This window comes from Nocardiopsis yanglingensis (assembly GCF_045809185.1).
GTDB classification, from domain to species: domain Bacteria; phylum Pseudomonadota; class Gammaproteobacteria; order Xanthomonadales; family Xanthomonadaceae; genus Stenotrophomonas; species Stenotrophomonas yanglingensis.
Window position 1 is genome coordinate 261,446 of the sequence record NZ_JBJNRH010000004.1, and the last position, 23,423, is coordinate 284,868.

Below are 23,423 nucleotides of genomic sequence, written 5' to 3' on the forward strand. Positions count from 1 at the left end.
TCATGCGGGATATGTGTCTCCGCTCAACGCCTGTTCCACCCGCTGTTGCAGCGCGTCTGCATCATGGCCGCGTTTGCCCTGCAGGCTGAGATACAGCGAAAGCGGGTCCACCACATCGCCAATACTGGTGAATGCCGGCGGATAGGCCCAGATCTGCAATCGTGCGCTCTGGCGGCAGTCCGGACCGGGCATGGGAAGTGCGCCCAGCAACCGCCACGCATCGATGTACAGTGCGCGGGTGCCAGCGATCGGGGGCGGTGACGTTTCAGCAAGCGCGTCGAGGCCTGCCTTCGGCGCCGGATGCCCGGCATCGCGGAGTGCCTCGGCGGTCGGGCCCCAGCAGACATCCACTTCCTTCAGGATGGGGGAGCGCAGGAACGGCTGTGCCCTGGCCCAGACTTCGTCGCGGTTGCCGGCCAGCTTCAGGAAGCGCTCGCGGCCACCGGTGGAGCGCTCGACCAGGCCGCGACCGACCAGTTCGGCAGACAGGCGCGACGCCGTCATCGAGGTGTAGCCGGCGGCGGCGCTGATCTCGCGCGGCGACCACCAGCGCGATTGGCCGCTCAGCAGCACGTGGATCAGCACGGCCTGTGCCGAAGGCAGCAGCGAGATGGCCTTCTTCTCGTGATCAGGCGCGTCGCGGAATTCGATGGCGAGGCTGGGAGCAAACAGTTGCGCATGCGGGACCACGAAGTCGATGTGGTTCTCGACCAGGAAGCGGCGCTGGGTCGGCGTGAGATAGGGCGAGACATACAGCACCAGCGCATTCGCTGCCGAGCGCAGGCAGCGCACATCCTGGATCACACGGGTGCTGGATTCACCCGGTTCGCGGGCTACGGCGAGCATGGCCGGGGTTTCCCCGTACAGCGTCAGTTCGGCGAAGTGGTAGCGCGATGCCATGGCGTGCGGAATGGCATGCAATGAAGCAAGTGGATGTACCGCCGAGGCCAGCCCGGGAAGAATCCTGCGCAGGTACCGCTGCGCATCAGCGACCAGGTCGGTCAGGCCGGTGCGAACTGCCGTCGTCATCTCGTACTTCCCTTGCGGCGGTACGGCCGGAACATTGGAACCCGGCCGCACCTCCACATTCAGTGGTGAACCTGGAGACGGGCGTGCAGTGTCGGGGCGCGTGGCAATCCATGCGGTCCTGCTCCTCAGCCGTCATGACATCAGTGTTGCCGGGAACCTTGGAGATTCCGTCGAAGAACAATGGAGATTGGGTGGAGGCGGTGTGCATCGTGGCCGGCGGACTCCCCTTCCGCCGGCCACGTGCACGGACATGCCCGTCAGAAGCGCTGCGAGTACTTCACGTACACGGTGCGGCCGATATCGAAGCCGCCGTAGTAAGGGAAGGAGCTGGACGGCTTGGAGAACATGATCGGGCCCTGGTGGTTGAACACGTTGTTCGAACCCAGCGCCACGGTGCCATCCCACGGCAGCTTGTAGCTGACCTGGATGTCGTGGAAGGCATTTGAACCGACCTTGCGCAGGGCATCCGGTTCACCGTAGGCGTAGCGGTCGGGCAGGGTGCAAGGGCGGTTTGGTACGCAGTTTTCCACCATGCCGGAGTAGTAGCGCACGGTGTACTGCGTGCTGAAGTTGCCGAGCTGCCAGTTCACGCCCAGGTTCGAGCGCAGGCGGGAAATACCCGGCTGGCCGATCCGGCCCATCATGATCGTATCGCCGGCCGAATTCTGGTTCTGCTCGTCGTACTTGGAGATATAGCTGTTCTGCAGGTCGATGGTGAAGCGGCCGAACGAGAACTCGGGCAGACGGTAGCGGATGCCCAGGTCCCAACCTTCGGTTTCCATCGAGCCCAGATTGGCCAGGCCGTAGAACATGCTGGTGATGTGGCCATCGCCAGCGCGCTTGACGCTGCCGCAGCGCGACGCGTTGCCGAGCACGTAGCAGTCACGCAGGATACGGTCGACGCTGTCCTGGATGATCATGTTGGTGATCTTGTAGCTGTACCAGTCCAGGTTGATGTCCAGCCCGTCCACCCAGCGCGGGCTCCAGACCACGCCCACGGTCTTGCTCTTGGACTCTTCCGGGCGCAGCTTCGGATCGGAGCCGGTGGTGAACTCGTCAGGCGTGGCGCACGGATAGCTGGCGCAGGGCTTCAGACTCTGGTTCAGCTGCTGGTAGCCCAGCGGGATGCCGGCAGCGTTGCAGGCAGCGTTGCCGTTGACGCTGTTGGTGGCGCCGATGCCGCACGGGTCGACATAGGTTTCGAAGCTGGTGCCCAGGCCGCCATACAGGTCGGAAATACTCGGCGCACGGAAGCCCTCAGCGAACGTACCGCGGATCATCAGCTCTTCGATCGGGCGCCAGGCGAAGCTGGCCTTGGAGTTGGTGGTGCTGCCGAAGTTGCTGTAGTCGGAGTAGCGCGTGGCCAGGTTCACGGTCAGCTCCTTGGCGAACGGCAGGTCGCGCAGGATCGGCACGTTCACTTCGGCGAAGAATTCGTTGAGGCTGTAGTCACCGGCGGTGGTCGACGCTCCCAGTGCCGTGCTCTGCCGTGACTGGGCGAAGGCATCGGGCACGAAGCGGCCTTCTTCCTTGCGGTACTGATATCCCAGGGCGACGGACAGGTCACCGGCAGGCAGTTCGATCACCGGGCCGGAGATGTTGGCGAAGTAGCTGCGGGTCTTGGTGATGCCGGTATCGTTGAACGTCGGGAACAAGAAGCGCTGCAGTTCGGGATCGGAGAGAGAGCCAGCCCCCGCGACCCCGAACGGCAGCAAAGGATTCCAGGCCAGGCAGCCCGAGACCGGCGATGCCGCCGTGCCACACCGGGCCACACCGTTGGCGTCGAGGTAGGAGGGCCCCAATGCCTGCCGGGAAGCGATCAGGCTCATGTCGCCACGGCCTGTTTTTGTAACTTCATTGCGGTTGAACAGTGCGCCGACTTCCCAGTCGTACGTCTTGGTGCCCAGCTCGAAGTAGCCGGACAGGCTTGGTGCAATCCGCAGCGACTTCAGCTTGCTTTCGGTCGTGCGCGGCACTTCCCACAGGCGGCGATTGAACGCGATGCTGTGGTCGAGCGGGTTGAATACGCTGGCCGCGTCCAGGGGCGTGCCGAACTTGGTGGACTGGTATGGATAGCCCGCGATCTGCTGGTCGGTGGTGCGCTCGTTGTAGCCGATGTCGGCGGTGAACGTGATCTGGTCGGTCAGCGCGTAGTCGGTGCTGAGGAACAGCGAGCGGCGCTCGATGCCGGTCTGCAGGTGCATCTGGTCGTTGCCGTTGGCGAACTCGGCCGGGGTGATCGGGTGGTAGTCGTTCGGGTTCTTCGGATCGCCGCCCCGATTGAGGGTCTTGAATACGGCGTCACCGGTGTTGCACTTGTAGAGCGCGGGGTCGCACCACGAACCATTCTGGCTGATGTTGCTCCAGTCCGCGCCCGGATAGTGGGGGCCGGCACCGCCATACCTGGAGAATTCGCGGTCGCGGGCAGACACCGGGTCCGACTTCTGGTACTCCAGTGCGAGGGTGTAACCGCCGCGTTCGCCGCGGGCGCCAGTCACCAGCGAGAACGTGCTGTCCTTGCCATCGCCCTGGCTGAACTGCCCATGCTGCATGGACACTTCCAGGCCTTCGTAGTTCTTGCGGGTGATGATGTTGACCACGCCGGCGATCGCATCCGAGCCGTATAGTGCGGATGCGCCGTCCTTCAGTACGTCGATGCGTTCCACCGCGCTCATGGGGATCTGGCTCAGGTCCTGCAGGCCACTGGTAGTGGCGCCCAACCGCTTGCCATTGACCAGCACCAGTGTGCGCGTAGCGCCCAGGTTGCGGATATTGACGTAGTAGCCACCAACATTCTCGCCCGATGCCAACGCACGTGCACGCGAAATGGTCGGCGCGCCGGTGGAGGTCAGGTTCTGCAGCAGGTCGGCGATGGTGGTGAAGCCCTGCTGTTCGATCATCGCGCGGGTGATGGCGATGATCGGCTGCTGCGTTTCGATATCCACGCTGCGGATGGCCGAGCCGGTCACCTGGATCCGATCCAGGTTCTTCGGCGTCTTGTCGCTGTCATTCTGCGCATGCGCAGCCGGCGACCAGGCGGCCGTCAGGGCTGTGCCTACTGCCAGGGAAAGCAGGGTGTACTTGTGGTGCATTTGGCTCTCTCCAAATCCAGTTGAATGGGTTTCGTGCATCGCTGCGTGGAAACCGATCTGAAACTCCGCTCTGCGGAATCGGAAGGAACCTAACACTCCGTTTACATCTCGATTGCGTTATGGACGCGTTATCGTCGCGCGCCGGATACAGCGCTCGTGCACAGGCCATGCACGAGATCGCGACGTGAACCGAGGGCGCTCTGCTTCAGTCTGGTTGTGGCCCGATGACAGACTCCAGGAGACATCCGATGAATACCCCAGGGAAACCTAAACCCACATGGAAACAGTGGCATGTGCTGTTGCTGGTGCTTGCCATCGCACTGTTGGTGACGCTGATCATCGTCATCGCCCCCTGGTGAATCGTGGGCGTTCTGCTCAGGTACCGTGAACGTGCCAATGCGATGGGATGAAGGAGTCAGGACGCGTTGAGGGTGGTGATGCATGCATCAATTCGTACTCACCCAGCCGGCACATCCAAACCTCCACAGTGGTCTCGAAGGCAACGCACTCGCGCTGTCATTCTCCATAGACCATCGAGCACACAGGAGCGATTCCATGAGCACCCAGTCCACCATCGAACACCGCCTCAACGACCTGATCGAGATTGCCCGGGACGGAAAGTCGTTCTATGAGGAAGCTGCGACCAAGGTGAAGGATGCCGAATTGTCGGCCCTGTTCACTCGCATTGCCGGCGTCAAGGGCCGCATCGTCGCCGCGCTGAGTGGCTCGGTTGCTGCCAGCGGCGGCAAGCCGGCCGAGCACGGTACCGTGGTTGGCTCGATGCAGCAGTTCTACGGCAAGGTGCGTGCTGCATTCGGCGACACCAACTATGGTTACGTGGCCGAGCTGGAAGAGTCCGAAGACCGTCTGCTTGGCGCGTTCAAGGATGTGCTGAAGGATAACGAGCTGCCGCCGGCCGTGCGCCAGGAAGTCACCCAGCTGCTGCCTGAAGTGCAGGAGTGCCACAACGTGATGCGTGCGCGAAAGCACGCCATGAAGGCGGCCTGACGATCATCGGCGGCCTTCTCCCCGGGGCCGCCACGGTCGGGGCAGCGAGGCTGCCCCGGCCAACTTCGAGATCGTGTGCATCACTCAGCGTGGCACATCAGGTGCAATGTCCTGCAGATGCATCACCCGCCCCATCAGCTCGCTGAAGATGGGAGCGGCGACGGCTCCGCCACCGTAGCCTCCGCGCTGTGCATCGGGATCGTCCACCACCACGGCGACCGCATAACGTGGATGTTGCGCCGGTACGACCCCCGCAAACAGAGACATGTAGTGGCGCGCGTATCCGCCGGCGGCCGCCTTGCGCGCGGTTCCGGTCTTCCCAGCGATGGCATACCCGCTGATGCGTGCCCGCGTGGCGGTGCCACCCGGCTCGCTGGTGGTGGCAATCATGGCGAGTACCTGATCGGCCACATCTGCGGGCATGGCGCGGGTCGCTACCGTTGCGCGACCATGCTCGAAGGTCGGTTGCACGCGCAGGCCATGGTTGGCCAGCGTTGCGTAGGCATTGGCCAGCTGCAGCGTGGTCATCGACAGCCCGTACCCGTAGGCGAGGGTCTGCTTGCTGGTACCACTCCATTCAGCAGGGGCGGCCAGTACACCGTTGCGCTCGCCGGGGAATCCACTCCCCGAGACATGCCCGGCGCCCAGCGCCGTAAACATCGCGTGCAGCTGTTCCCGGCTCAGGCGGTGCGAAATCAACGAGATGCCCACGTTGGAGCTTTTCTTCAGGACCTCGGTGGTATCCAGTACGCCCAGATCCCGATAATCACGGGTCGTGAAGCGACCATTGCGGATCCAGCCTGGGTGGGTGTCGAACATGCTGGCAGACGTGATAACACCGGCCTCGAGCGCCGCAGCGACGGTGAAGGGTTTCACCGTGCTGCCAGGCTCGAACACATCGGTCGCTGCACGGTTGCGGCGTGCATCGGCGGCGCCGGTACCGGGTGCATTGCTGTTGTAGGTGGGCCAGTTGGCCATCGCCAGGATCTGGCCGGTGCCGACTTCCAGCACCACGATGCTGGCGGCAGCTGCGCCGTGGCGTTGTACCGCCGGCCCCAGTCCTGCGTGGAGGATGTGCTGCATACGGCTGTCCAGCGACAGCACGATGTCCTCGCCGGGACGCGCCGGACGGCCGCGGTCGCGCAGCTCGACCGGGCGGCCCTTGCGATCGATGATGACGTCACGGTAGCCGGCCTGTCCGCTCAGGCGCGCGTCGAACAGGCGCTCAAGGCCTTCAAGGCCATGGCCTTCAATATCGGTGACGCCGACGGTCTGCGCGAACAGTTCCGACTGTGGGTAGAAGCGTTTGAACTCCTGCTGCAGATGGACTCCGATCGGCGCCCTGGCCTGCAGTGCTTCAAGGCGGGCGGGATCGCCGCGACGGAAGCCAGGCAGATAGACGAAACGTCGTTGCCGGTTGCGCGCCAGCAGTCTGGTCAGCACCGCCGCATCGGCATCCAGTAACGAGGCCAGCTGCTCGACTGAACCTGATGCCTCGAAGAAGGCGCGCGGGTCGATCCACAGCGATGCCACGGGAGCCGATCCGGCAATGACGATGCCGTGGCGGTCGTACAGCGTACCGCGATGTGCGCGCAGCGGATGGTGGCGGAGCATCCGTGCTTCGGCCTGGTGCAGGTAGAAGTGGTGATGGACGATCTGGACGTCGGCGGCCCGCGCCAGCAGCAGGCCCGCCAGTACGGCCAGTGCGGCACAGGTCAGGCGGTAGCGGCGGCGGAAGCCATGGGCACGCGTGCGGCGTGGCGCCATGGTGGTGGGGCGCATGCGATGGGACATCGAAACAAGAGCTACAGCGGTTGCCCGGCGATGTAGGCCAGCAGTGCGGAAGCACGGTCGATGACATTGGCGTGGCTGCGGCCATCGGCAACAGCCATGCAGGCGATCTCGGCATCGCGCAGCATGGCCAGCTGGTCCTGCAGGGCCGGATAGGGTTCGGCCGTGCGATAGGTCGCGGTGTAGCCTGCATCCAACAGCGGCTGGACCTGCACGGGATGGCTGTCGCGCTGGTTGCGCAGGGTGTGGTCGATCCGTGCGACATCGCAGGAAGCGATGGCATTGAACGCGTACTCCCAGGCCACGGCATTCGCCATGCCCTGGTCGATCTGGTTGAGCAGCGCTGCGCGTGGCGGCTCTACGGGGAGATTGGACGATGCCGCACCAGTGGTGGCCAACGGCATGGCGAACAGCAACAGGATCAGGGAGAGGTTCAGTCGCATGCGCGCGATTCCGGGAGTTGCGGGAGGGACGATGCTTTCGCCGCAGACCGGCTACGGCCCAGCAGCAGCACCGCAAGGCTGGCCAGCAGCGCGGCGATGGCCGACGTCCACAGTGCACTGGCAAATCCGTGGCTGTAGATCGCCTGCGCGAAGGCGGCGGTGCGTGCGTCGGCGAAGGTGCCGGTGGCGATCGCATCGGCCATGGGCAGCACATCGCGCGCGGGAACCGCAGCGGACAGTGCGCTGCGGATGCCCAGGCTCAAGGCACTGGACAACACAGTGAATCCGAGCAGGATGCCGACAAAGCGCGTGGTCGCGCTGATGCCGGAGGCCATGCCGGCCCGCTCGCGTGGCGCTGCGCCGATGATGGCCTTGGACGTCTCGCCATTGAGGATGCCGCCGCCGGCACCGATCACCACCATTGCGGCGAGTGCCAGCCACGGCAGACGCTGCCACGCGGCCAGTCCGGCCACGGCATTGCCTGCGGCAGTGATCGACAGCCCGATCGCCAGCACGGCCGGACTGGTCAGGTGGCGACCGAGCCGCCGGCCCACGCTGGGAAACAGCAGCATCGCCGCGGCGAACGGAAGCATGCCGGCACCCGCAGCCAATACACTCAGGCCGACGCCATTCTGCAGGTACTGCGGCAGCATCGACGCCATCACCTGTGCGCTGACCGAATAGCCAACCATGGCAATGAGTGCGCCGACGAAACGCGGGCTGGCCAGCAGCCCGAGATCGACCATGGGGTGTGACCGTGCCCGTTCAACGATGACGAAGGCGGCGGCCATGATGATGGCCAGGCCCAGCCCGCTCAGCGCCGGCGCCGATGACCAACCTTTTGCCAGTCCTTCCACGAGGAAGAACACGATGCCGAAGATGGCAGCGCTGAACGTGATGATGCCGGGTGGATCGAGCGGGCGGACCACGCTGTCGGACGACTCGGGTATCCAGCGCAGCGTGCCGTAGCCGAGCAGGGCCAGGAACGGAAGGATCGCGATGAACACCGCGCGCCAGCCCCAGAGCGCGGACAACAGGCCGCCGATCAGTGGTGAGAGCACCATCATCACGCCCATGGCTGTGCCCCAGAACGCCCATGCAGTGTCTTTGGCGGCCCCCTGGTGGTAGGTGTGGCCGATGATCGACAGCGAGGGCGCCAGCAGGAACGCAGCACCGATGCCCTGCAGTGCCCGTGCCAGGTAGAGCAGGGCAGCACCGGGCGCCAGTGCACAGAGCAGAGAGGTGAGGGCGAACAGGCTGATGCCGATCAGCAGCACCCGGCGACGGCCGTAGCGGTCGGCGACAGCTCCGGCGGGCAGCAGCAGTGAGGTAAAGGACAGGATGTAGGCACTGATCACCCACTCGATATCGGCGAATCCGGCGTGCAGGTCACGCGCGATGCTGGGCAGTGCGACCGCTACGGCATTGGTCTCCAGCACGGTCATCGTGCAGCCCAGAGAGGCCACCAGCAGGACCGCGTCAGGCAGCGTGTGCCGTGCAGGCGAAGAGGGAGGGGAGGGCGGCACCGGTCACTCGCAGGAAGGGAGGACGGCCATTCCAGCAATGATCGGTGTTTGTTTCATTCTCGGTGTTTTCTGGTTACGTTAGCTTGAACCTAACGAAATGCCGCCCATGGAACGCCGTCACCTGGAGTACTTCGTCACCTTGGCCGAGGAACTGCACTTCGGTCGTGCGGCCCTGCGCCTGGGGATCGCCACTCCCACGCTGAGCGTGCAGATCCAGGACATCGAGCGTCGGCTCGGCACGCGCCTGTTCGACCGCAGCCGGCGCGAAGTGCTGCTGACCTCCGCAGGCGAGGTGTTCCTGGCGGAAGCCCGCGATGTGCTGCGCCGGTTCGAACAGGCCGAGACCCTGGGCCGGCGCGCGGGGCGGGGTGAGATCGGCAAGATCGAGATCGGTTACGTCGGCTCGGCGCTGTATGCCGGCGCGTTGCAGGATCAGCTCAGCCGGTTCCGCAGCCGCTACCCGGGCGTGGAGCTGCAGGTGAGCGAATGGCCGATGGGCGAGCTCCCGCAGCTGCTGCAGGAAGGACGGGTAGATGTGGTGTTCTGCCGGCCTCCGATGGATGTACCCGACAGTTTCGGCGAACACACCCTGGTCGAAGACCAGTTCTGCGTGGCCCTGCCAGAAACCCATCCGCTGGCGCAGGCCGGGGCGCCGGTACAGCCGGCATCATTGGCCCGGGAGGGCTTTGTCATGCCGGAGCAGCCGGTGGGCGCAATGGAAGTCGGGCGCCGCGGCGGTTTCATTCCGCGTATCCGTTCCCAGCCCGGGCATCTTGCTGCGGTGTTGGCCGAGGTGTCGGTCGGCGTCGGTTCGGTGGCGATCGTGCCATCGGTGCTGCAACGCACGCTGGTGCTGCCCGGGATGATCTATCTGCCACTGGCCGGTCCCACCATCGTCTCGACCATCGCCGTGCAGTACCGGCGTGGGGAGACCTCGCCTGTGGTGCGGCGGCTGATCGAGCAGGTGAAGGAAACACCGTGCAGGCGCATCGACATGCTGCCCCTGGCCTGAAGGCCGCGCGGCAGATGGACGATTGCTACACTTGCGCCACCTGCATTCGCATTCGATGGACATCATGAACAACGGGAACGGTCCGCAGACAGTTCGCTGAGCCGCAACAACGATGCAGACGTTGTTGCGGTGATCACCCCTGCGATGCATGCGAGGTGGATGGATCACCGCCGGATTCACTCTGGGCGGAGATTCCCCATGTTCAATCGTCAGGCCCCGCGTTGGGGCCATACCCTGCCATCGGCCATTGCGCTGATGGCGCCGTTCGACCTCCTGGCCTCGCTGGCCATGGACATCTATCTTCCCGTAGTGCCCTTGATGCCCAGCGCGTTGGGCGCATCGCCCACGCTGGTGCAATTGACGCTGAGCATCTACATGCTGGTGCTCGGCATCGGCCAACTGCTGTTCGGCCCGTTGTCCGATCGCATCGGGCGGCGGCCGGTACTGCTGCTGGGTGCATTGCTGTTCACCGTCGCGTCGTTTGCGTTGGCGCTGTCCAGCAGTGGCGGGGCATTCCTGGCCTGGCGCACCGTGCAGGCGGTGGGAGCGTCGGCGGCATTGGTGGCGACCTTTGCCACGGTGCGTGATGTGTATGCCGATACACCCGAAGGCGCGTCGCTGTATGGGCTGTTCGCCTCGATGCTGGCCTTCGTGCCGGCGCTGGGGCCGATGCTGGGGGCACTGGTGGCAACGGCAGCGGGCTGGCGTGCGATCTTCGTGCTTCTGGGCGTGCTTGGCGCGGTCGCCGGCCTGCGCGCGCAACGCCAGTGGCAGGAAAGCCGCCCAGCATCTGGTGCAGAAGCGAGATCAGCACTGCAGAGGATGCTTCGCAGTGGCGCCTTCTGGGCATACACGCTGGGATTCAGTGCGGCAATGGGTACGTTCTTCGTGTTCTTCTCGATTGCACCGCGCGTGCTGGTCGAACGCATGCAGTACTCGCAGATCACGTTCAGCCTGGCGTTCGCGACCGTGGCGCTGGTGATGATCCTCACTTCGCGCGTGGCGAAGCGGTTCATTGCACGCTGGGCGGTACGCGGCACTTTCCTGCGCGGCCTCTGCGTGATGGTGGCGGGTGTGCTGCTGATGGCGCTCGGTGCGGTGTTGCCACTGTCATTTGCCAGCGTCGTGCTGCCCATGTGGGGCATTGCGGTGGGGCTGGTGATGGTGGTCTCGGTGGCCGCCAATGGCGCGTTGCGTGATTTCGCCGATGCGTCGGGTACGGCGGTGGCGCTTTACTACGCCGTACAGAGCGTGATCGTGGCCGGCTTCGGGACACTGGCTACCGTGTTGTTGCCGGGGGACACGGTGTGGCCGCTGGTGGCCTATGGCCTGCTGTTGCCACTTGCCAGTCTGATTGCGGTGGCGGCGTTGCGGTGCCGCGCATAGCCTTGGGCAGTGAATAAAAAAGGGGCGGCCATGAGGCCGCCCCAACCCGTCAAGCGATCATGTGCGTGGTACTAGAAGCGCACCGACCAGCGCACGTTCGCACTGTGGTCGCGGCTCTCGCTGCCGTACTGGCCGCTGTAGCCCAGCTCCAACTGCTGCCGCGGTGTCAGCCACGCGGACAGGCCCAGTTCGGCCACTACGGCGTTGTCGGCAATCGGAGCACCCTCGACCGCGAAGGTGGTGCTGCTGTTGGCGAAAGCCAGGTTGGCCACCTGGCTGCGATCACCCGAGGCACGGCGGTAGCCGACACCGCCACGCAGGTGCAACCAGCTGTCCTGCTGGAACGATGCCTTCAGGCCCTTGTCGAAGCGCACGCCCGCAGTGGCGACCGTGGTGCCGGTGTCGTCCACCTTGCCGTGCAGGGCCGCCGCGCCGCCGCGTTCGGTGATCTGCTTCAGATCCACCTCCACGCGCGCGACCTGCAGGTACGGCTCCAGCCCGGCTTCCGGGCCACCGAAACGGTAGCCGGCTTCGATGAAGGCCTGGCGGGTGCGGGCGTCGTAGCGTGCGCTCAGGCTGTCGCTGAAGCCCGCGAAGGCCACATCGCGTGTGCTCTTCACCTCGTGCTTGCTCCAGGCCAGGCCGCCGCGCAGGCCGAAGCCGCCCCAGGTATGGCTGGCGTAGGCACCGAAGTGCGTGTTGTCGATCTTCGACTTGGCGCGGCGGTCCTGCTGCTTCACATCGGTGCGGCCGGTGCCGGCCAGCACACCGACCTGCCAGCCGGAGAACTCGCGGTCGATACCGACCAGCAGGCCGTTGCTGTTGGCTTCGGTGCGGGCGGTGTTGGCGTTGCCATCCAGCTTGCTGTTGCCGCCCAGGGCCTGCACCCATGCGCCCGTGGCATCGCCCGCATCAGCACCGGGTGCGGTGGCGCCGGCACGACGTGACAGTGCGGCATCGCGCACATAGCGGCTGCCCTCGACCAGGGCCAGCGCCGTGGCCGGATGCAGCTCGCCGCTGAGGCCGTCGAGCACGCCACCGAGCTGTTGCGGGAACAGCTGCGTCAGCGGCTTGGGCAGGCCCTGGTTGATCGCCAGCACGTCAGCGGCGCCGGCCACCGCGCGTTGATTCGGCGTGGTGGCGGCACTGGCCAGCGAGGCGCCACGGGCCACGTCGATACGGGTGCCATTGGCACCGTAAGCCAGGCTGAACTGCAGGAACGGCGAGAAGGCACTGAAGTCGGTTTTGGCGAACTGGCCGCTGACGCCGCCATCGGCGCGGATGAAGTTGAACTGCTCGCCGAGGTAGTAGGTGCCCGGCTCCGGCAGTGCGACCAGGGTGCCGCCGAGGGTGGCGGTGCCGGTCACGTGCAGCTGGTCACTGCGCCCGCCCGGCGCGAGTTCGGCCGCATAGACACCGGTTGCGCCCTGCACGTAGTCGCCATTGATGGTCAATGTGCCGATGGAGTTGCCGGGCGCGATGATGCCGTCCACGCGGGTGTTGCCCAGCGTACCGACACCCTTCAGCAGGCCGTTGGCACCGACCGTGGTGGTGCCGCCAGTCTGCGTGCCGTTGAAGGACACGACGCCACCGTTGACGGTCAGGTTGCTGTCCTTCAGCAGGCCGCTGGCGCTGACCGTGCTCACGCCCCCGGTGGTGTTCAGCGCGGTGGAGACCAGGCTGCCGTTGAGCAGGAACTGGCCACCCTGGACCTCGATCGCTGACGTGAGCGTGTTGGCACCGTTCAATTCCAGCGTGCCGTCCTGCAGCACTGCGCCGTTGAAGGTGTTGTCGCCGCTCAGGCGCAGCCAGCCGATGCCGGACTTGGTCAACTTGCCGGGGCCACCGATGTCGTTGGTCCAGTCATCCCAGGCATCGCCTTCCCACACCTTCAGGCCACCGGCCTTCTGGTTCATCACCACGTTGGTATCCACGCGCAGCGAACCGTAGCCTTCGATGGCCTTGCGCAGGTCCATCAGGCCCCAGCCGTAGATCTCATCGATGCCCGGCGCGCCCAGATCGCGCGCGGTGGTCAGCAGCACGTCGCGGACCTGCGCGCTGTCCAGATAGGGGAAGCGTTCGAACAACAGGCCCAGCGCACCGGTGACGTGCGGTGCGGCCATCGAGGTGCCGCTGAGCAGTCCGTAGCTGTATGTCGGCACGCGCTGGGTGACGTCAAGCGACAGATTACCGTTGGCATCCACGCCCAGCGCCGCCGCCACGGCGGAGTCATCGCCATAGACGGTGGAGTTGATGCCTGAGCCGGGAGCGGCCAGGCACCAGTTGGCGCTGAGGCCGCACTTGTTGGAGGTCAGGCTGAGCGTGAAATCCTGGCCGACGTTGACGACACTGAGCCAGTACTTCTCAATGTCAGCGAAGGCACGCGGAAGGGTGGCGTACATGCCGGCTATCGGGCTGGCCGATACGGGAGCCGCAACATCACGTGCAGGCGAATTTCCTGCTGCCCAAACCTGGATCATGCCATTGGCGCGGGATCCGTCGGCATAGGTGGCGAGGTAGTCGCGATCATCCGGATCGTTGTAGATCTGATCCATCTGTACCGCATTGGGCTCTTTGCTCAGGCCCCAGCTATGGTTGACCGCGCGCACGCCCTGGGCGTTCATCTGGGCGTACATGTCGACCACGGCGGACGAATCGGGGCCAACGCTACCGAGTGAGACCACCGAGTAGCCGGTCGCCGTTCGCTGCCATTCGCTGGCGCTGTTGAAGAACAGGCGGGCGACGCTGAGATCCGCCCCGAAGGCGACCCCATGCATACCATTGCCATCGCGGTTGGCGGCGATGGTGCCGGCCACATGGGTGCCGTGTACTTCAAAGCCGATGCCGGGCTGAACATAGGGGCCCGCCATGATCAGGTCGCGAATGTTCTGTGGGACGTTGGCGTTGAAGCCGACGTAGCTCACCTGCACGTCGTCGCCATCGCTGGAGAAGCAGGCGCCGGGGCCGGTGAGCTGTGTGGTGTTGGTGCAGTGCGAACCGTCGGCCAGAAGGTCGGCGATGTGGAGGCTGCGATGGTTCTTTCCCGCGAACTCCGGGTGGTCAAGACCGGTGCCACTGTCGAACACGCCGAGGCGGATGCCGGTGCCCGTCAGGCCGCGCGCATAGGCATGGTCCGCGTTGGTTGCGGCCAAGCCCCAGTCGGCATTGAACTCGTTCGTGCGCCAGCTGGCCGGATCACCTGGCTTACCGAGAATCGACGTGGTACTGGCTGCTGCTACGGGTGTTGCGGCCGACAGGTTCGCGCCGGTCGATGAACTCGCCAGTGGTGTGGGCTGCGCCCACGCAGCCTGTAGCTGGCGCTGTTGCTGCCAGGCCTCGAATGAGTCGTTGGCCATGGCGGGCAGCGTGCTGGCAAGCAGCAATGTGCTAGTGACCGCCAGTGCCAGGCGGCTGTGCATCGGAGAACGGGAGCGGGACGAACGGCCATACAGCGGGTGATTCATCAGACAACTTCCTTGATTGACGGACATCAAAGGCCGTTAACCCCGCAGCGCGCCGATCACCCCCAGTTGCGTGAAGATAATTTAATGAACGAGTTAAGGTTTCGTGACATGAGCATTCACTTCGTCTCCCGGCGGTCCCGCTACCGTGACCCAACCTGGGCTCACCAGGCCTATCAGGGAGTGATGCAATGCGAGTTTTCAGGAAAGTGATCGCAGGGGCTGTGTTCGCGCTGGCATGTACCGGTTCGGTGGCGGTGGCAGGGCCGGTCGAGCCCTGCGACAAGCCGTGCTGGCGGGCTTACCAGATGTGCCTGGCCAGTGGTGCCGATGCCGGTGAATGCCAGCAGGCGTACAACACCTGCGTGGTCGATCTGTGCATGGGCGTGTGAGTCGCGCCGTTTGAGCGTTGCGTTCCGTGGAGCCCCGTCATCGACGGGGCTCTTCTGTTTCAATCGAGGATGCCGGCAGCGATACGGTAGTCTCGGCATGTCTTCATGGGCAGAGGAGTGCCATGGCCGTCAAACGTGTTGTCGCCAACATCGCCACGGCGGAGCCGCAAAGGGCTGCTGCCTTCTACGGCGAGCTGCTCGGCATGCCGGTGGTGATGGATCACGGCTGGATCGTCACTCATGGCGGGCAGGGCAGCGCGCTGGCGCAGGTCAGCTTCGCCAGTGAAGGAGGTTCCGGCACCGCAGTGCCGGACCTGTCGATCGAAGTGGACAATCTGCAGGAGGTGCTGGACCGCCTGCGCGCGGCCGGCGTTGTGCTGGAGTACGGCCCGGTCGACGAACCCTGGGGTGTGCGCCGCTTCTTCGTCCGCGATCCGTTCGGCCGGTTGTTGAACATCCTCGCCCATTCCTGAGCAGCGGCGAGGACTTCAGCGTCGCGTGCCGGCTCGCTTCGGGGCTGGCGACACGCCGACCATGCGCAGGCAATCGTCCACCACGGCGCCGATGAAGGCTTCGGCATCCTGCGCTGGTGCGGCGATCAGGTCGTCGGTGGCGCCGTGCACGCCGGCATAGATCAGTGAGGCGGTGACCTGCGGCGCGGGCAACTGCCAAAGCCCATCGGCGATGCCGGCGTCGAGGATGGCCAACAGTTGCTGCTGGATTGCGTTGCGTTCGGCGTTGCCACGCTGGTGGTGGTGATGGTTGGCGTACACCACATCGTGCAGCGCGTGGGTGCGCACGTAGAGCTCGATATTGGCGCGGATCCAGGCACGCAGGCGCGCCACGCCATCGCGGGTCGGGTACTGCTGCACGGCGCGGTCGACGTCTTCCATGAAACGCTGGGTGTAGCGCTGCGCCAGTGCCTGCAGGATCTCGGTGCGCGAGGCGAAATAGGTATAGAAGGTGCCCTTGGCCACATCAGCCGCGGCGACGATGTCGCTGATGGTGGTGGCGTCCACGCCTTGCGACAGGAACAGCGCCTGCGCGGCGTCCATCAGTTCTTCCTGGCGGGTTTCTGCGGGCTTGGTGCGAGGCCTGGCGACAGCTGGGGTCTGCATGGTGGGCAAGGTCCGGGTGCGACGATGGCCATTCTAGCTGTCCTTCGGCATTGACTGACCGCCAGTCATTGACCGACGGTCAGTCAGTGGCTACGATGCGCGCACGTCCTCCCCCGGGATCCATACATGCAACGTTTCCAACGTCCGGCTCTGGTGCTGGCCGCCTACCTCGGCACGTTTCTCGCCTCGCTGGACATCAGCATCGTCAACGTCGCGCTACCGACTCTGCAGCAGGCGTTGAATACCGACATGGCCGGCCTGCAATGGGTGATCAATGCGTATGCGATCGCGTTGTCGGCGCTGATGCTGTCGGCGGGGCCGCTCGGGGATCGTTACGGTCATCGGCGGATGTGGTTGATCAGCGTCGCCACCTTCACTCTAGGTTCGTTGCTCTGCGCCTGTGCCGGCAATCTTGCGACCCTGGTGGCTGGACGCGCAGTGCAGGGCATCGCGGGCGCGTTGCTGATTCCCAGCGCGATGCCGATTCTCAGCCATGCATTCCCGGATCCGCGCCAGCGCGCGCGGGCGATCGGTGGCTGGTCGGCGTTCAGTGCGTTGGCCCTGGTGCTTGGGCCGTTGCTGGGTGGGGTGCTGGTGCAGCGCGCCGGATGGCCCAGCATCTTCCTGATCAACCTGCCGCTGGGCCTGCTCGCGCTCATGCTCGGTGCCTGGGGGATTCCCGAGCGGCGGCATCCAGAGCATGCCGCACTGGATCCTGCCGGACAGCTGCTCAGCATGGTCGCGCTGGGTGCGCTGAGTTACGGCCTGATCGCGATCGGCGAGCACGGCCTGTTGGCGCCGGTGACGCTGCTGGCGTTGGGCGTGGCAGCTGCCGGGTTGTTCCTGTTCGGCATCGTCGAACGCCGGATAGCACGCCCACTGCTGCCGCTGGACCTGTTTGCCGACCGTCGCTTCGGCATGCTCAACCTGGCATCGTTCGTGCTGGGTTTCACCGCCTACGCGAGCCTGTTCTTCCTGTCACTGTTCTTCCAGCAGGCGCAGGGGCATAGCGCAGCCCTGGCAGGGGCACAGTTGGTTCCGCAGTTCCTGCTGATGGGTGTCGTCTCGCTGTTGTTCGGTCGTCTGGTCGCCCACCTGGGGCTGCATGCCGCGCTGGTGCTGGGCTACGCCCTGGTAGGGGCGGCGCTGTGTGCGATGGCCACGTTCGAACCGGCTACTTCGCGCGCTTTTGCCAGTGTTCTGCTGGTGCTGCTTGGCATTGGAATGGGACTGGCAGTGCCGGCGACCGGCATGGCGGTCATGGCCAGCGCGCCGGTCGAGCGCGCGGGTATTGCCTCAGCCACGATGAACGCATTACGCCAGGCAGGTATGAGTCTGGGCATCGCGCTGCTGGGCAGCCTGATGGGCCAGCGCGCCGTACAACAGTTCGCCACTTCCGCACAGGCGGCCGGGCAGCGGGGGCTGGTGGCACAGGCGCGCGAAATGATCCTGCAACCGAGCTCGATGCACGCCACGCCGCAGATGCTGGCGTGGTATCGCAGTGCGATGGCCAGTGGTTTCGGCTGGGCGATGGCGGTGGCCGGTGCGCTGGCCCTGCTTGTGGCGCTGGGTCTGTATCGGCAGCGCGCACCGGCCTGACGCGCGGCATTCAGCCCTGCTGGCGTTGCGGGCCCTCTGTCGTGCGTTCGGTCTCCTGTTGCTGCTGTTGCTGCTGGCGCGCATTGGCGTGGCGAGCGTGTCCACCTTCACGACCGATCGCGGCCATGTGCTGGCGGTTGCGGCTGATCGCCTCGCCGCCCTTGCGGCCTGCGACACGTGCTTCGGCCGGACTGAATTCGTGCGCGTTGCCGGAGGCGTGCGCGGCGCGCCCGCCCTTGGCAGCGATCGCGCGCTGCTTGTCCTGGTCCATTGATGCGAAGCCCCGGTTGGAGCTGCGCGGGTTCTGCTCAGTCATGTGAAATCTCCTGCAGTGTGGACGCCGCCTCGTAGACGACGGGATCCATGCTTGGCCATCGCACGCTAAGTCCAGGTCGCCATCTTCGCCACGATTTTCACGCGCCCTGCGCACGCGGCTGATCACGCAGCCATTCAGGCGGGTGCTGCCTTCGCTGCAGCCAGCGCCATGCCGCTGACCACCGCCGCGATCGTCTCCACGTCTGCCAAGGGGGCTCCCTGGTTCAATCGCGCCTGCAGCGCCCCATGGGAGACGGCGAAGACGATCGCCTGGCCAAGCAGGGCGTGGGTGCGCAGCACCGTCTCGACGCCGGATGGTTCGCTGCCGCGCAGGCGCGCCACGCACGCGTCCAGCGTGGTGTGCAGGGGTTCGAACAGCGTACGGTGGGCGCTGGCGAACGCGGCCGTTGGTTGGATCTGTTCGCGCGCCAACAGCAGCGTGCGTGGACCCGCATCCGGTGCCGACAGCAAGGCATGGACAAATGCCCGCATCAACTGTTGCAGCTGCTGCGTGGCCTGCCGCGCGCCAGTCGGCGGTGCTGCCGGCAGCGGCAGTCGTTCGGCAATGGCTTGGGCACAGCGCTGCAGCACGGCGGCATACAGTTCCTGCTTGCCGCCGAAGTGATACGGAATGGCTGACTGGCTGCAGCCGGCCATGTCCACCAGTTGGCGGGTACGTACACCCTCCACACCGAATGCGCTGAACAGCTGCAGCCCCGCGTGCAGCAGTCGGCCTCGGGTCTGCCCGCTGCGCGTCTCGGCCGCGCGCCGTCGTGCCGGTGTCTGCAGATGGGCGATGAACTCAGGCATCGGCCTGCATCAGCCGTGTCGAGTTTTCATTGAGCGCGGTACCCGCGTCCGCGCCGACGATGACCGTACCGCCGATGTTGGCCATGTGCCGCCCGAATGCACAGTTCGGTTCGAAGGCGAAGCACATGCCAGCCTGCAAGGGCAGTTCGCGCCCGACGGTCGGCAGCGGCGCGATGTGCGCATAGCGCGCGGCCTCCGGCAGTGCTTCGATGCCTGGTGCACGGCCGAAGCCAATCGGTCCATAGGGGTTGAGGCTGTGGACCAACGGATGCACGTGCCAGCCGCCCGCCTCCAGCAGGGGCGCTTCCATCGCGTCGACGACATCGCCGAAGGTATTGCCCACGCGCAGTGCAGACAGGCCTGCTTCGTAGCTGCTGCGGGCGACGGCGGCGGCGCGATGGATGTCCTCGTGCACCTCGCCGACGGCCACCGCGGCCTGATGCTGGGTTTCCATCAGTCCGTACAGTGCGAAGATCTCCGACAACACCAGGTCACCATCGCGCAGGATGCGCGGCAGCTGTGCACGGTACTGCCAGGCGGGTGGTCCCCAGCCTACATACTCGGGACCCGAGCCGAGCAGCACCTCGGCGGTATAGCCCCCCAGCGAGAAACAGGTGGCGGTCACTGCGGCAACCAGTTCGGCTTCGGAAACACCGGGGCGAGCAGTGGCACGCAGCGCCTCGCTCATGGATTCACCGATCCAGGCGGCATGCGCGATCAGCGCCAGTTCTTCCTGGCTCTTTACCGAGGCGCGCTGGAAGAACGCACGATACACCGGTACGAATTCCGCGCCCGGCACTGCCGCCTGCATGCCCAGCAGGGTGCGAGCAGGCATCGCGCCGTCGAAGTAGAACGGCGGATAGGGCTCCAGCCCCAGCACGCCGATACGTGCCGAGTGCAGGCCACACTGCTGCAGCCAGCGGCCCACCTCCTGCCCGGATTTGCCCACCCACAGCTGTTCGGGTGCGATCCACTGCAGGTCGCCGCGCAGGCCGGCCTGCAGGTGGTCGGCAATCATCAGCGAGGCAAAGGTGAATACCCGGGGCGGCTGGTCGCCGACGAACACCACGATCGAGCCGGGCCGGTCATTGGTGAAGTAGCAGTCCGGCGAAAAGCCGGCCGGTGCAGCGGCTTCTCGGTCGCCATGCACAACCAGGGCATCGAGTCGTTCACTGGCCATGATGTCGCGGGCCAGGGCCCAGCGGCGGTCGCGTTCCATCAGGCTCAGTGGTGCGGGCGGCATGCGCATGAGGAGTACTCCAGGGGAAGGAGCGCGCAGGCTCGATCACGCAGATGAATGAATCAACCGCTTGAATCGGCATTGCATGTGCGCTGCTGCGGGGGCAGCTGAAGTCGGCGATTGCGCAGCGTTGCCGATCATCGTGATGGGGCCACCGCCACTGTTGATAGGATGCGCAACAACGCCACCTGTCTGGCCACAACAAGGATGTAGAACATGAACAGGATTGGATTGATCGCATTGCTGGCCTGTGCCGCCCCCGTCCATGCGGCCAGCCCCCTGTTGTCCGGCAGCTTTGTCCACGTCGGCTATTCGGCCACCGACGAACAACTGCCGGCCACGCAGTTGCCGCTGTTCCTGGATGAACTGCAGGACCTGGGCAACGACACGATCATCCTCGGCCAAGTGCGTGCCACCCGTGCTGGCGTGGGGTGCGCCAGCGGCGTGCAGGATTTCGAATGGATTGCCGGCTTTCCCGGCAAGCTCGGCACCGTGCTCGACGCGGCAGCCGCGCGCGGCATGAAGGTCGTGGTCGGCACCACCTACAGCTCGGGGCAGTGCGCCACTTTCTGGCAAGGCCAGAACGCAACGGCCGTGGCACAGGATGCGGCGCAGTCGTTGGCCCAGCTTGGCCAGCAGTACGGATCGCATCCGGCGTTCGCGGGCTGGTACATCACCGACGAGCCGGCACAGGTGCCGGCTGATCGCGCACCGTTCTACCGTGCGGTCGTGACGGCGCTCAAAGGCAGCACACCCTCGCGGCCGGTGATGGTCGCGCCCTACCTGGCATCATCCAGCGTTGATCCGGCCAGCGTGGGCCGGGCTGCTGCACAGTTCCGCACCGCCACCGGGGTGGACGTGCAGATCTGGCAGGACGGCATCGGTGCCGCCTCGCATGCGCGACTGTTCCAGTGGGATCGCGCGGGTCATTCCACCGAGGCGTATTACGAGGCGCTGTCGGCGGCGCTGGGTGCCAGCGGCCTGTGGGCCGACATCGAACTTTTCAACCATGGCAGTCCCTTGTTCCTGGACACCGGCAACGGACTGTCCGGCGCCTATCGCCCGGCCTCGGTACAGCGCATCAACCAGCAGTTGTGGAGTGCGCGCTCGGCCGGCAAGCGCGTTGCCTGGCTCAACCAGTACCACATGTCCGAGGTGGTCGGCCCCGGCCAGGGCTATGGCGAATCGCCGCGGCTGATGAACACCTATCGCGGGTTGTATGGCCTCGGTGCGTCCTACAGTGTCGATCCGGTGCAGACCACCTACAGCTACAGCGTGGCGCCGGATGCGAACTATCCGGACAGCAGCGGTCACGAGCTGTTCGATCGCCGCGTGGGGGATCCGCGCAATCCGATGGATGCCGGCTGGGTGGGCGTGCACGGCAACGTCAGCATCACCATCGACCTGGGCCAGCGTCGGCGGGTGGACTGGATCGGCCTGCATACGATGACCCGCCCGGCGTGGGGTATCGTCACGCCGACGTCGGTGGAGGTGATGTGCGCTGAGCCGGGCACTGCCGCAACCAGCATCGGCGTGCTGTCGGCGCCATTCACCCAGGCCGGGCTGAGCGGTTCGACCGAAGAGGAATACGTGCTGGGCAATGCCGCGCCGCTGGCCGCGCAGTGCCGCACGCTGGAGCTGCGGTTGGCCAATGGCAGCTGGACCTTCCTCAGTGAAATCGAGATGGCGGCCGAGCAGTAGGCGCCTCAGCGTTGGCGTGCGTCGTGCAGTCGCTGTGCGAACGGCCGCTGCTCAAGCGCCTGCAGTGCGTCGCGCAGCACCTGCTCCAACGACTGCCCAAGATCGGCATCGAGGCTGCGCGCCGCGCGAGCCGTGGCCTGCCACTGCGCCTGCAGCGCCGGCAACGCCTGCAGTGCGCGCGGGCTCAACTGCAGGATGCGCTCACGGCTGTCTTCACCGACCGCAGCGTGCAGCCAGCCGTCGCGCACCATTGCTGAAACCGTCTGGCTGAGCGCCGAATGGCTGAGCCCGCAGGCCAGTGCGAGGTCCTTGATGCGGCAGGGGCCTTGCGCCATCAGCGTGCGCAGTACCGGGGTGTAGCGCGGCCGGTAGTCCAGCTTCAGGTCGCGGTAGGCCTGTTCGACCGCCGGGTCGAGCTGGTCGAGCAGGGCCCGCAGCAGCGTTCCCAGGGTGGCGTGTTGGAGATCCATGGTGGTGATGATATATAAGTACTTACATATCATCAACGTGGGGTGCGGTCATGGCGGTTTCGTGGATGCTGGGCGCGCTGCTGGCGACGTCCTGCCCGGCCCAGGACGCGGTGCTGCAGGCGGCGGCCACGGCGATAGAGGCGCAGTACCTGGACGTGGCCGAAGGCGCGCGCATTGCCGAGGCGGTGCGCGGCTGGTCCAGCCAGCAGCGCTATGTGGACAGCTGCGCGGACCCGAAGACTTTCAGCGCACGCCTGAACCAGGACCTGGACGTGTTCGATGGCCACTTCCATGTCGAGCGGGTGGATGCCAGCGCCGGCCAGGACGACTGGCTGATGGCCTGGCGCGCGGATGCGCGCAGCAATGGTGCGGGCGTGCGCGAGGTGAGGGTGCTGGAAGGCAACATCGGCTACCTGCGGCTGAGCACCTTCTATCCGCTCGATCTGGCCCGGCCGAAGCTGGCCGCGGCCTTCACCCTGCTGGCCGACACCGATGGCCTGGTGCTCGACCTGCGCCAGAACGGAGGTGGCGATGATGGCAGTGCGGACCTGCTGGTGCGCACCCTGCTGGAGCCCGGTGTGACCGCAGTGCAGGTGCTGGAGCAACGTGGACGGCGTACCCCCGTGCCACTGCCGCCAGCGGGCCTTCCGCCGTACCTGAAGCCGTTGGTGATCCTGATTGACCGCCGCACCGGATCGGCTGCCGAATTTGTCGCGTACTCGCTGCAGGCAGAGGGGCGCGCGCGCATCGTCGGCAGCCGCAGTGGCGGCGCCGCACATATGTTCGATGATCCTGTGCTGCTGCCGGATGGCTATCAGATCAGCATTCCGGACCGGCAGCCGATCAATCTGCGCACCGGCGGCAACTGGGAAAGGACCGGTGTCATGCCTGATACGCCGGGCGGTGATGATCCGCTGTTCATCGCGCGGCAGCTGCTGGCCCCGAAAAAGTCGTCAGGATGAACGCATGCCTGCAAGGCGGTCCTATCGCAGATGTGCTGCTGCATGCCTAGAATCGAAGCATCCCGGTA

At 65.6% G+C, this 23,423-nt stretch carries 19 protein-coding genes; 8 read left to right on the forward strand and 11 right to left on the reverse strand.

What is annotated here, in order from left to right; genetic code table 11:
• Together ACJ7C5_RS08810 and ACJ7C5_RS08815 are read right to left on the reverse strand one after the other, a co-directional pair.
• Entirely contained in the window at nucleotides 1–1,029 is a 1,029-nt protein-coding gene (locus ACJ7C5_RS08810; protein ID WP_412703674.1) for an IclR family transcriptional regulator, read from the reverse strand.
• 257 nt (nucleotides 1,030–1,286) lie between these two features.
• Entirely contained in the window at nucleotides 1,287–4,121 is a 2,835-nt protein-coding gene (locus ACJ7C5_RS08815; RefSeq protein ID WP_412703675.1) for a TonB-dependent receptor, read from the reverse strand.
• A 555-nt stretch (nucleotides 4,122–4,676) separates the two neighbouring features.
• Here ACJ7C5_RS08815 and ACJ7C5_RS08820 point away from each other — a divergent pair.
• A complete protein-coding gene (locus tag ACJ7C5_RS08820) occupies nucleotides 4,677–5,129 on the forward strand; it encodes a PA2169 family four-helix-bundle protein (protein ID WP_005419568.1) in 453 nt (150 codons plus the stop codon).
• A gap of 84 nt (nucleotides 5,130–5,213) precedes the next feature.
• On the opposite strand, the gene ACJ7C5_RS08825 is transcribed toward ACJ7C5_RS08820, so the two are convergent.
• From ACJ7C5_RS08825 to ACJ7C5_RS08835, 3 genes are read right to left on the reverse strand one after another with little or no spacing between them, the layout of a single operon-like run.
• Nucleotides 5,214–6,911, reverse strand: coding sequence for a peptidoglycan D,D-transpeptidase FtsI family protein (locus ACJ7C5_RS08825; protein ID WP_412703676.1), 1,698 nt, complete (start codon nucleotides 6,909–6,911; stop codon nucleotides 5,214–5,216).
• A 23-nt stretch (nucleotides 6,912–6,934) separates the two neighbouring features.
• A complete protein-coding gene (locus tag ACJ7C5_RS08830; protein WP_412703677.1) occupies nucleotides 6,935–7,363 on the reverse strand; it encodes a hypothetical protein in 429 nt (142 codons plus the stop codon).
• Nucleotides 7,354–8,889, reverse strand: a complete 1,536-nt coding sequence (locus ACJ7C5_RS08835; RefSeq protein WP_412703678.1) for an MFS transporter — start codon at nucleotides 8,887–8,889, stop codon at nucleotides 7,354–7,356. The genes ACJ7C5_RS08830 and ACJ7C5_RS08835 overlap by 10 nt, the downstream gene beginning before the upstream one ends.
• A gap of 106 nt (nucleotides 8,890–8,995) precedes the next feature.
• On the opposite strand from ACJ7C5_RS08835, the gene ACJ7C5_RS08840 reads away from it, so the two are divergent.
• The gene (locus ACJ7C5_RS08840; RefSeq protein WP_412703679.1) at nucleotides 8,996–9,901 is read left to right on the forward strand and encodes a LysR family transcriptional regulator; all 906 of its coding nucleotides are present in this window, start codon (nucleotides 8,996–8,998) and stop codon (nucleotides 9,899–9,901) included.
• A gap of 198 nt (nucleotides 9,902–10,099) precedes the next feature.
• Complete coding sequence (gene cml, locus ACJ7C5_RS08845) at nucleotides 10,100–11,287, forward strand: CmlA/FloR family chloramphenicol efflux MFS transporter (protein WP_412703680.1); 1,188 nt, start codon at nucleotides 10,100–10,102, stop codon at nucleotides 11,285–11,287.
• Between the two features lie 71 nt (nucleotides 11,288–11,358).
• On the opposite strand, the gene ACJ7C5_RS08850 is transcribed toward cml, so the two are convergent.
• Nucleotides 11,359–14,751: an autotransporter domain-containing protein gene (locus ACJ7C5_RS08850; protein ID WP_412703681.1), complete on the reverse strand. Its 3,393-nt coding sequence runs from the start codon at nucleotides 14,749–14,751 to the stop codon at nucleotides 11,359–11,361.
• 188 nt (nucleotides 14,752–14,939) lie between these two features.
• Here ACJ7C5_RS08850 and ACJ7C5_RS08855 point away from each other — a divergent pair, with 188 nt between their 5' ends.
• Complete coding sequence (locus ACJ7C5_RS08855; protein ID WP_049449083.1) at nucleotides 14,940–15,140, forward strand: hypothetical protein; 201 nt, start codon at nucleotides 14,940–14,942, stop codon at nucleotides 15,138–15,140.
• A gap of 122 nt (nucleotides 15,141–15,262) precedes the next feature.
• Nucleotides 15,263–15,613 (forward strand): VOC family protein, encoded by a 351-nt coding sequence (locus ACJ7C5_RS08860; RefSeq protein WP_412703682.1) that lies wholly within the window; start codon nucleotides 15,263–15,265, stop codon nucleotides 15,611–15,613.
• Between the two features lie 15 nt (nucleotides 15,614–15,628).
• On the opposite strand, the gene ACJ7C5_RS08865 is transcribed toward ACJ7C5_RS08860, so the two are convergent.
• A complete protein-coding gene (locus ACJ7C5_RS08865) occupies nucleotides 15,629–16,258 on the reverse strand; it encodes a TetR/AcrR family transcriptional regulator (protein WP_097049623.1) in 630 nt (209 codons plus the stop codon).
• A gap of 126 nt (nucleotides 16,259–16,384) precedes the next feature.
• Between ACJ7C5_RS08865 and ACJ7C5_RS08870 the strand changes: the two genes are divergently transcribed.
• Entirely contained in the window at nucleotides 16,385–17,857 is a 1,473-nt protein-coding gene (locus tag ACJ7C5_RS08870; protein ID WP_412703683.1) for an MFS transporter, read from the forward strand.
• Between the two features lie 10 nt (nucleotides 17,858–17,867).
• Here ACJ7C5_RS08870 and ACJ7C5_RS08875 read toward each other — a convergent pair whose 3' ends face one another.
• The 3 genes from ACJ7C5_RS08875 to ACJ7C5_RS08885 all read right to left on the reverse strand — a co-directional run bounded on the left by ACJ7C5_RS08875 (nucleotide 17,868) and on the right by ACJ7C5_RS08885 (nucleotide 20,231).
• A complete protein-coding gene (locus tag ACJ7C5_RS08875; RefSeq protein ID WP_049449091.1) occupies nucleotides 17,868–18,173 on the reverse strand; it encodes a KGG domain-containing protein in 306 nt (101 codons plus the stop codon).
• 134 nt (nucleotides 18,174–18,307) lie between these two features.
• Nucleotides 18,308–18,982 carry a CerR family C-terminal domain-containing protein gene (locus ACJ7C5_RS08880; RefSeq protein WP_088027321.1) on the reverse strand — a complete coding sequence of 225 codons (675 nt, stop codon included), beginning with the start codon at nucleotides 18,980–18,982 and terminating at the stop codon, nucleotides 18,308–18,310.
• On the reverse strand, nucleotides 18,975–20,231 hold the full coding sequence (locus ACJ7C5_RS08885; RefSeq protein WP_412703684.1) for a M24 family metallopeptidase: 1,257 nt from the start codon (nucleotides 20,229–20,231) through the stop codon (nucleotides 18,975–18,977). Before ACJ7C5_RS08885 ends, ACJ7C5_RS08880 begins: the two co-directional genes overlap by 8 nt.
• 207 nt (nucleotides 20,232–20,438) lie before the next feature.
• On the opposite strand from ACJ7C5_RS08885, the gene ACJ7C5_RS08890 reads away from it, so the two are divergent.
• On the forward strand, nucleotides 20,439–21,923 hold the full coding sequence (locus tag ACJ7C5_RS08890; protein WP_097049625.1) for a DUF4434 domain-containing protein: 1,485 nt from the start codon (nucleotides 20,439–20,441) through the stop codon (nucleotides 21,921–21,923).
• A 5-nt stretch (nucleotides 21,924–21,928) separates the two neighbouring features.
• Here the strand turns inward: ACJ7C5_RS08890 and ACJ7C5_RS08895 are convergent, their stop codons facing one another.
• A complete protein-coding gene (locus ACJ7C5_RS08895) occupies nucleotides 21,929–22,393 on the reverse strand; it encodes a MarR family winged helix-turn-helix transcriptional regulator (RefSeq protein ID WP_088027316.1) in 465 nt (154 codons plus the stop codon).
• A 50-nt stretch (nucleotides 22,394–22,443) separates the two neighbouring features.
• On the opposite strand from ACJ7C5_RS08895, the gene ACJ7C5_RS08900 reads away from it, so the two are divergent.
• Nucleotides 22,444–23,355, forward strand: a complete 912-nt coding sequence (locus ACJ7C5_RS08900) for a S41 family peptidase (RefSeq protein WP_412703685.1) — start codon at nucleotides 22,444–22,446, stop codon at nucleotides 23,353–23,355.
• Nucleotides 23,356–23,423 lie beyond the last annotated feature (68 nt).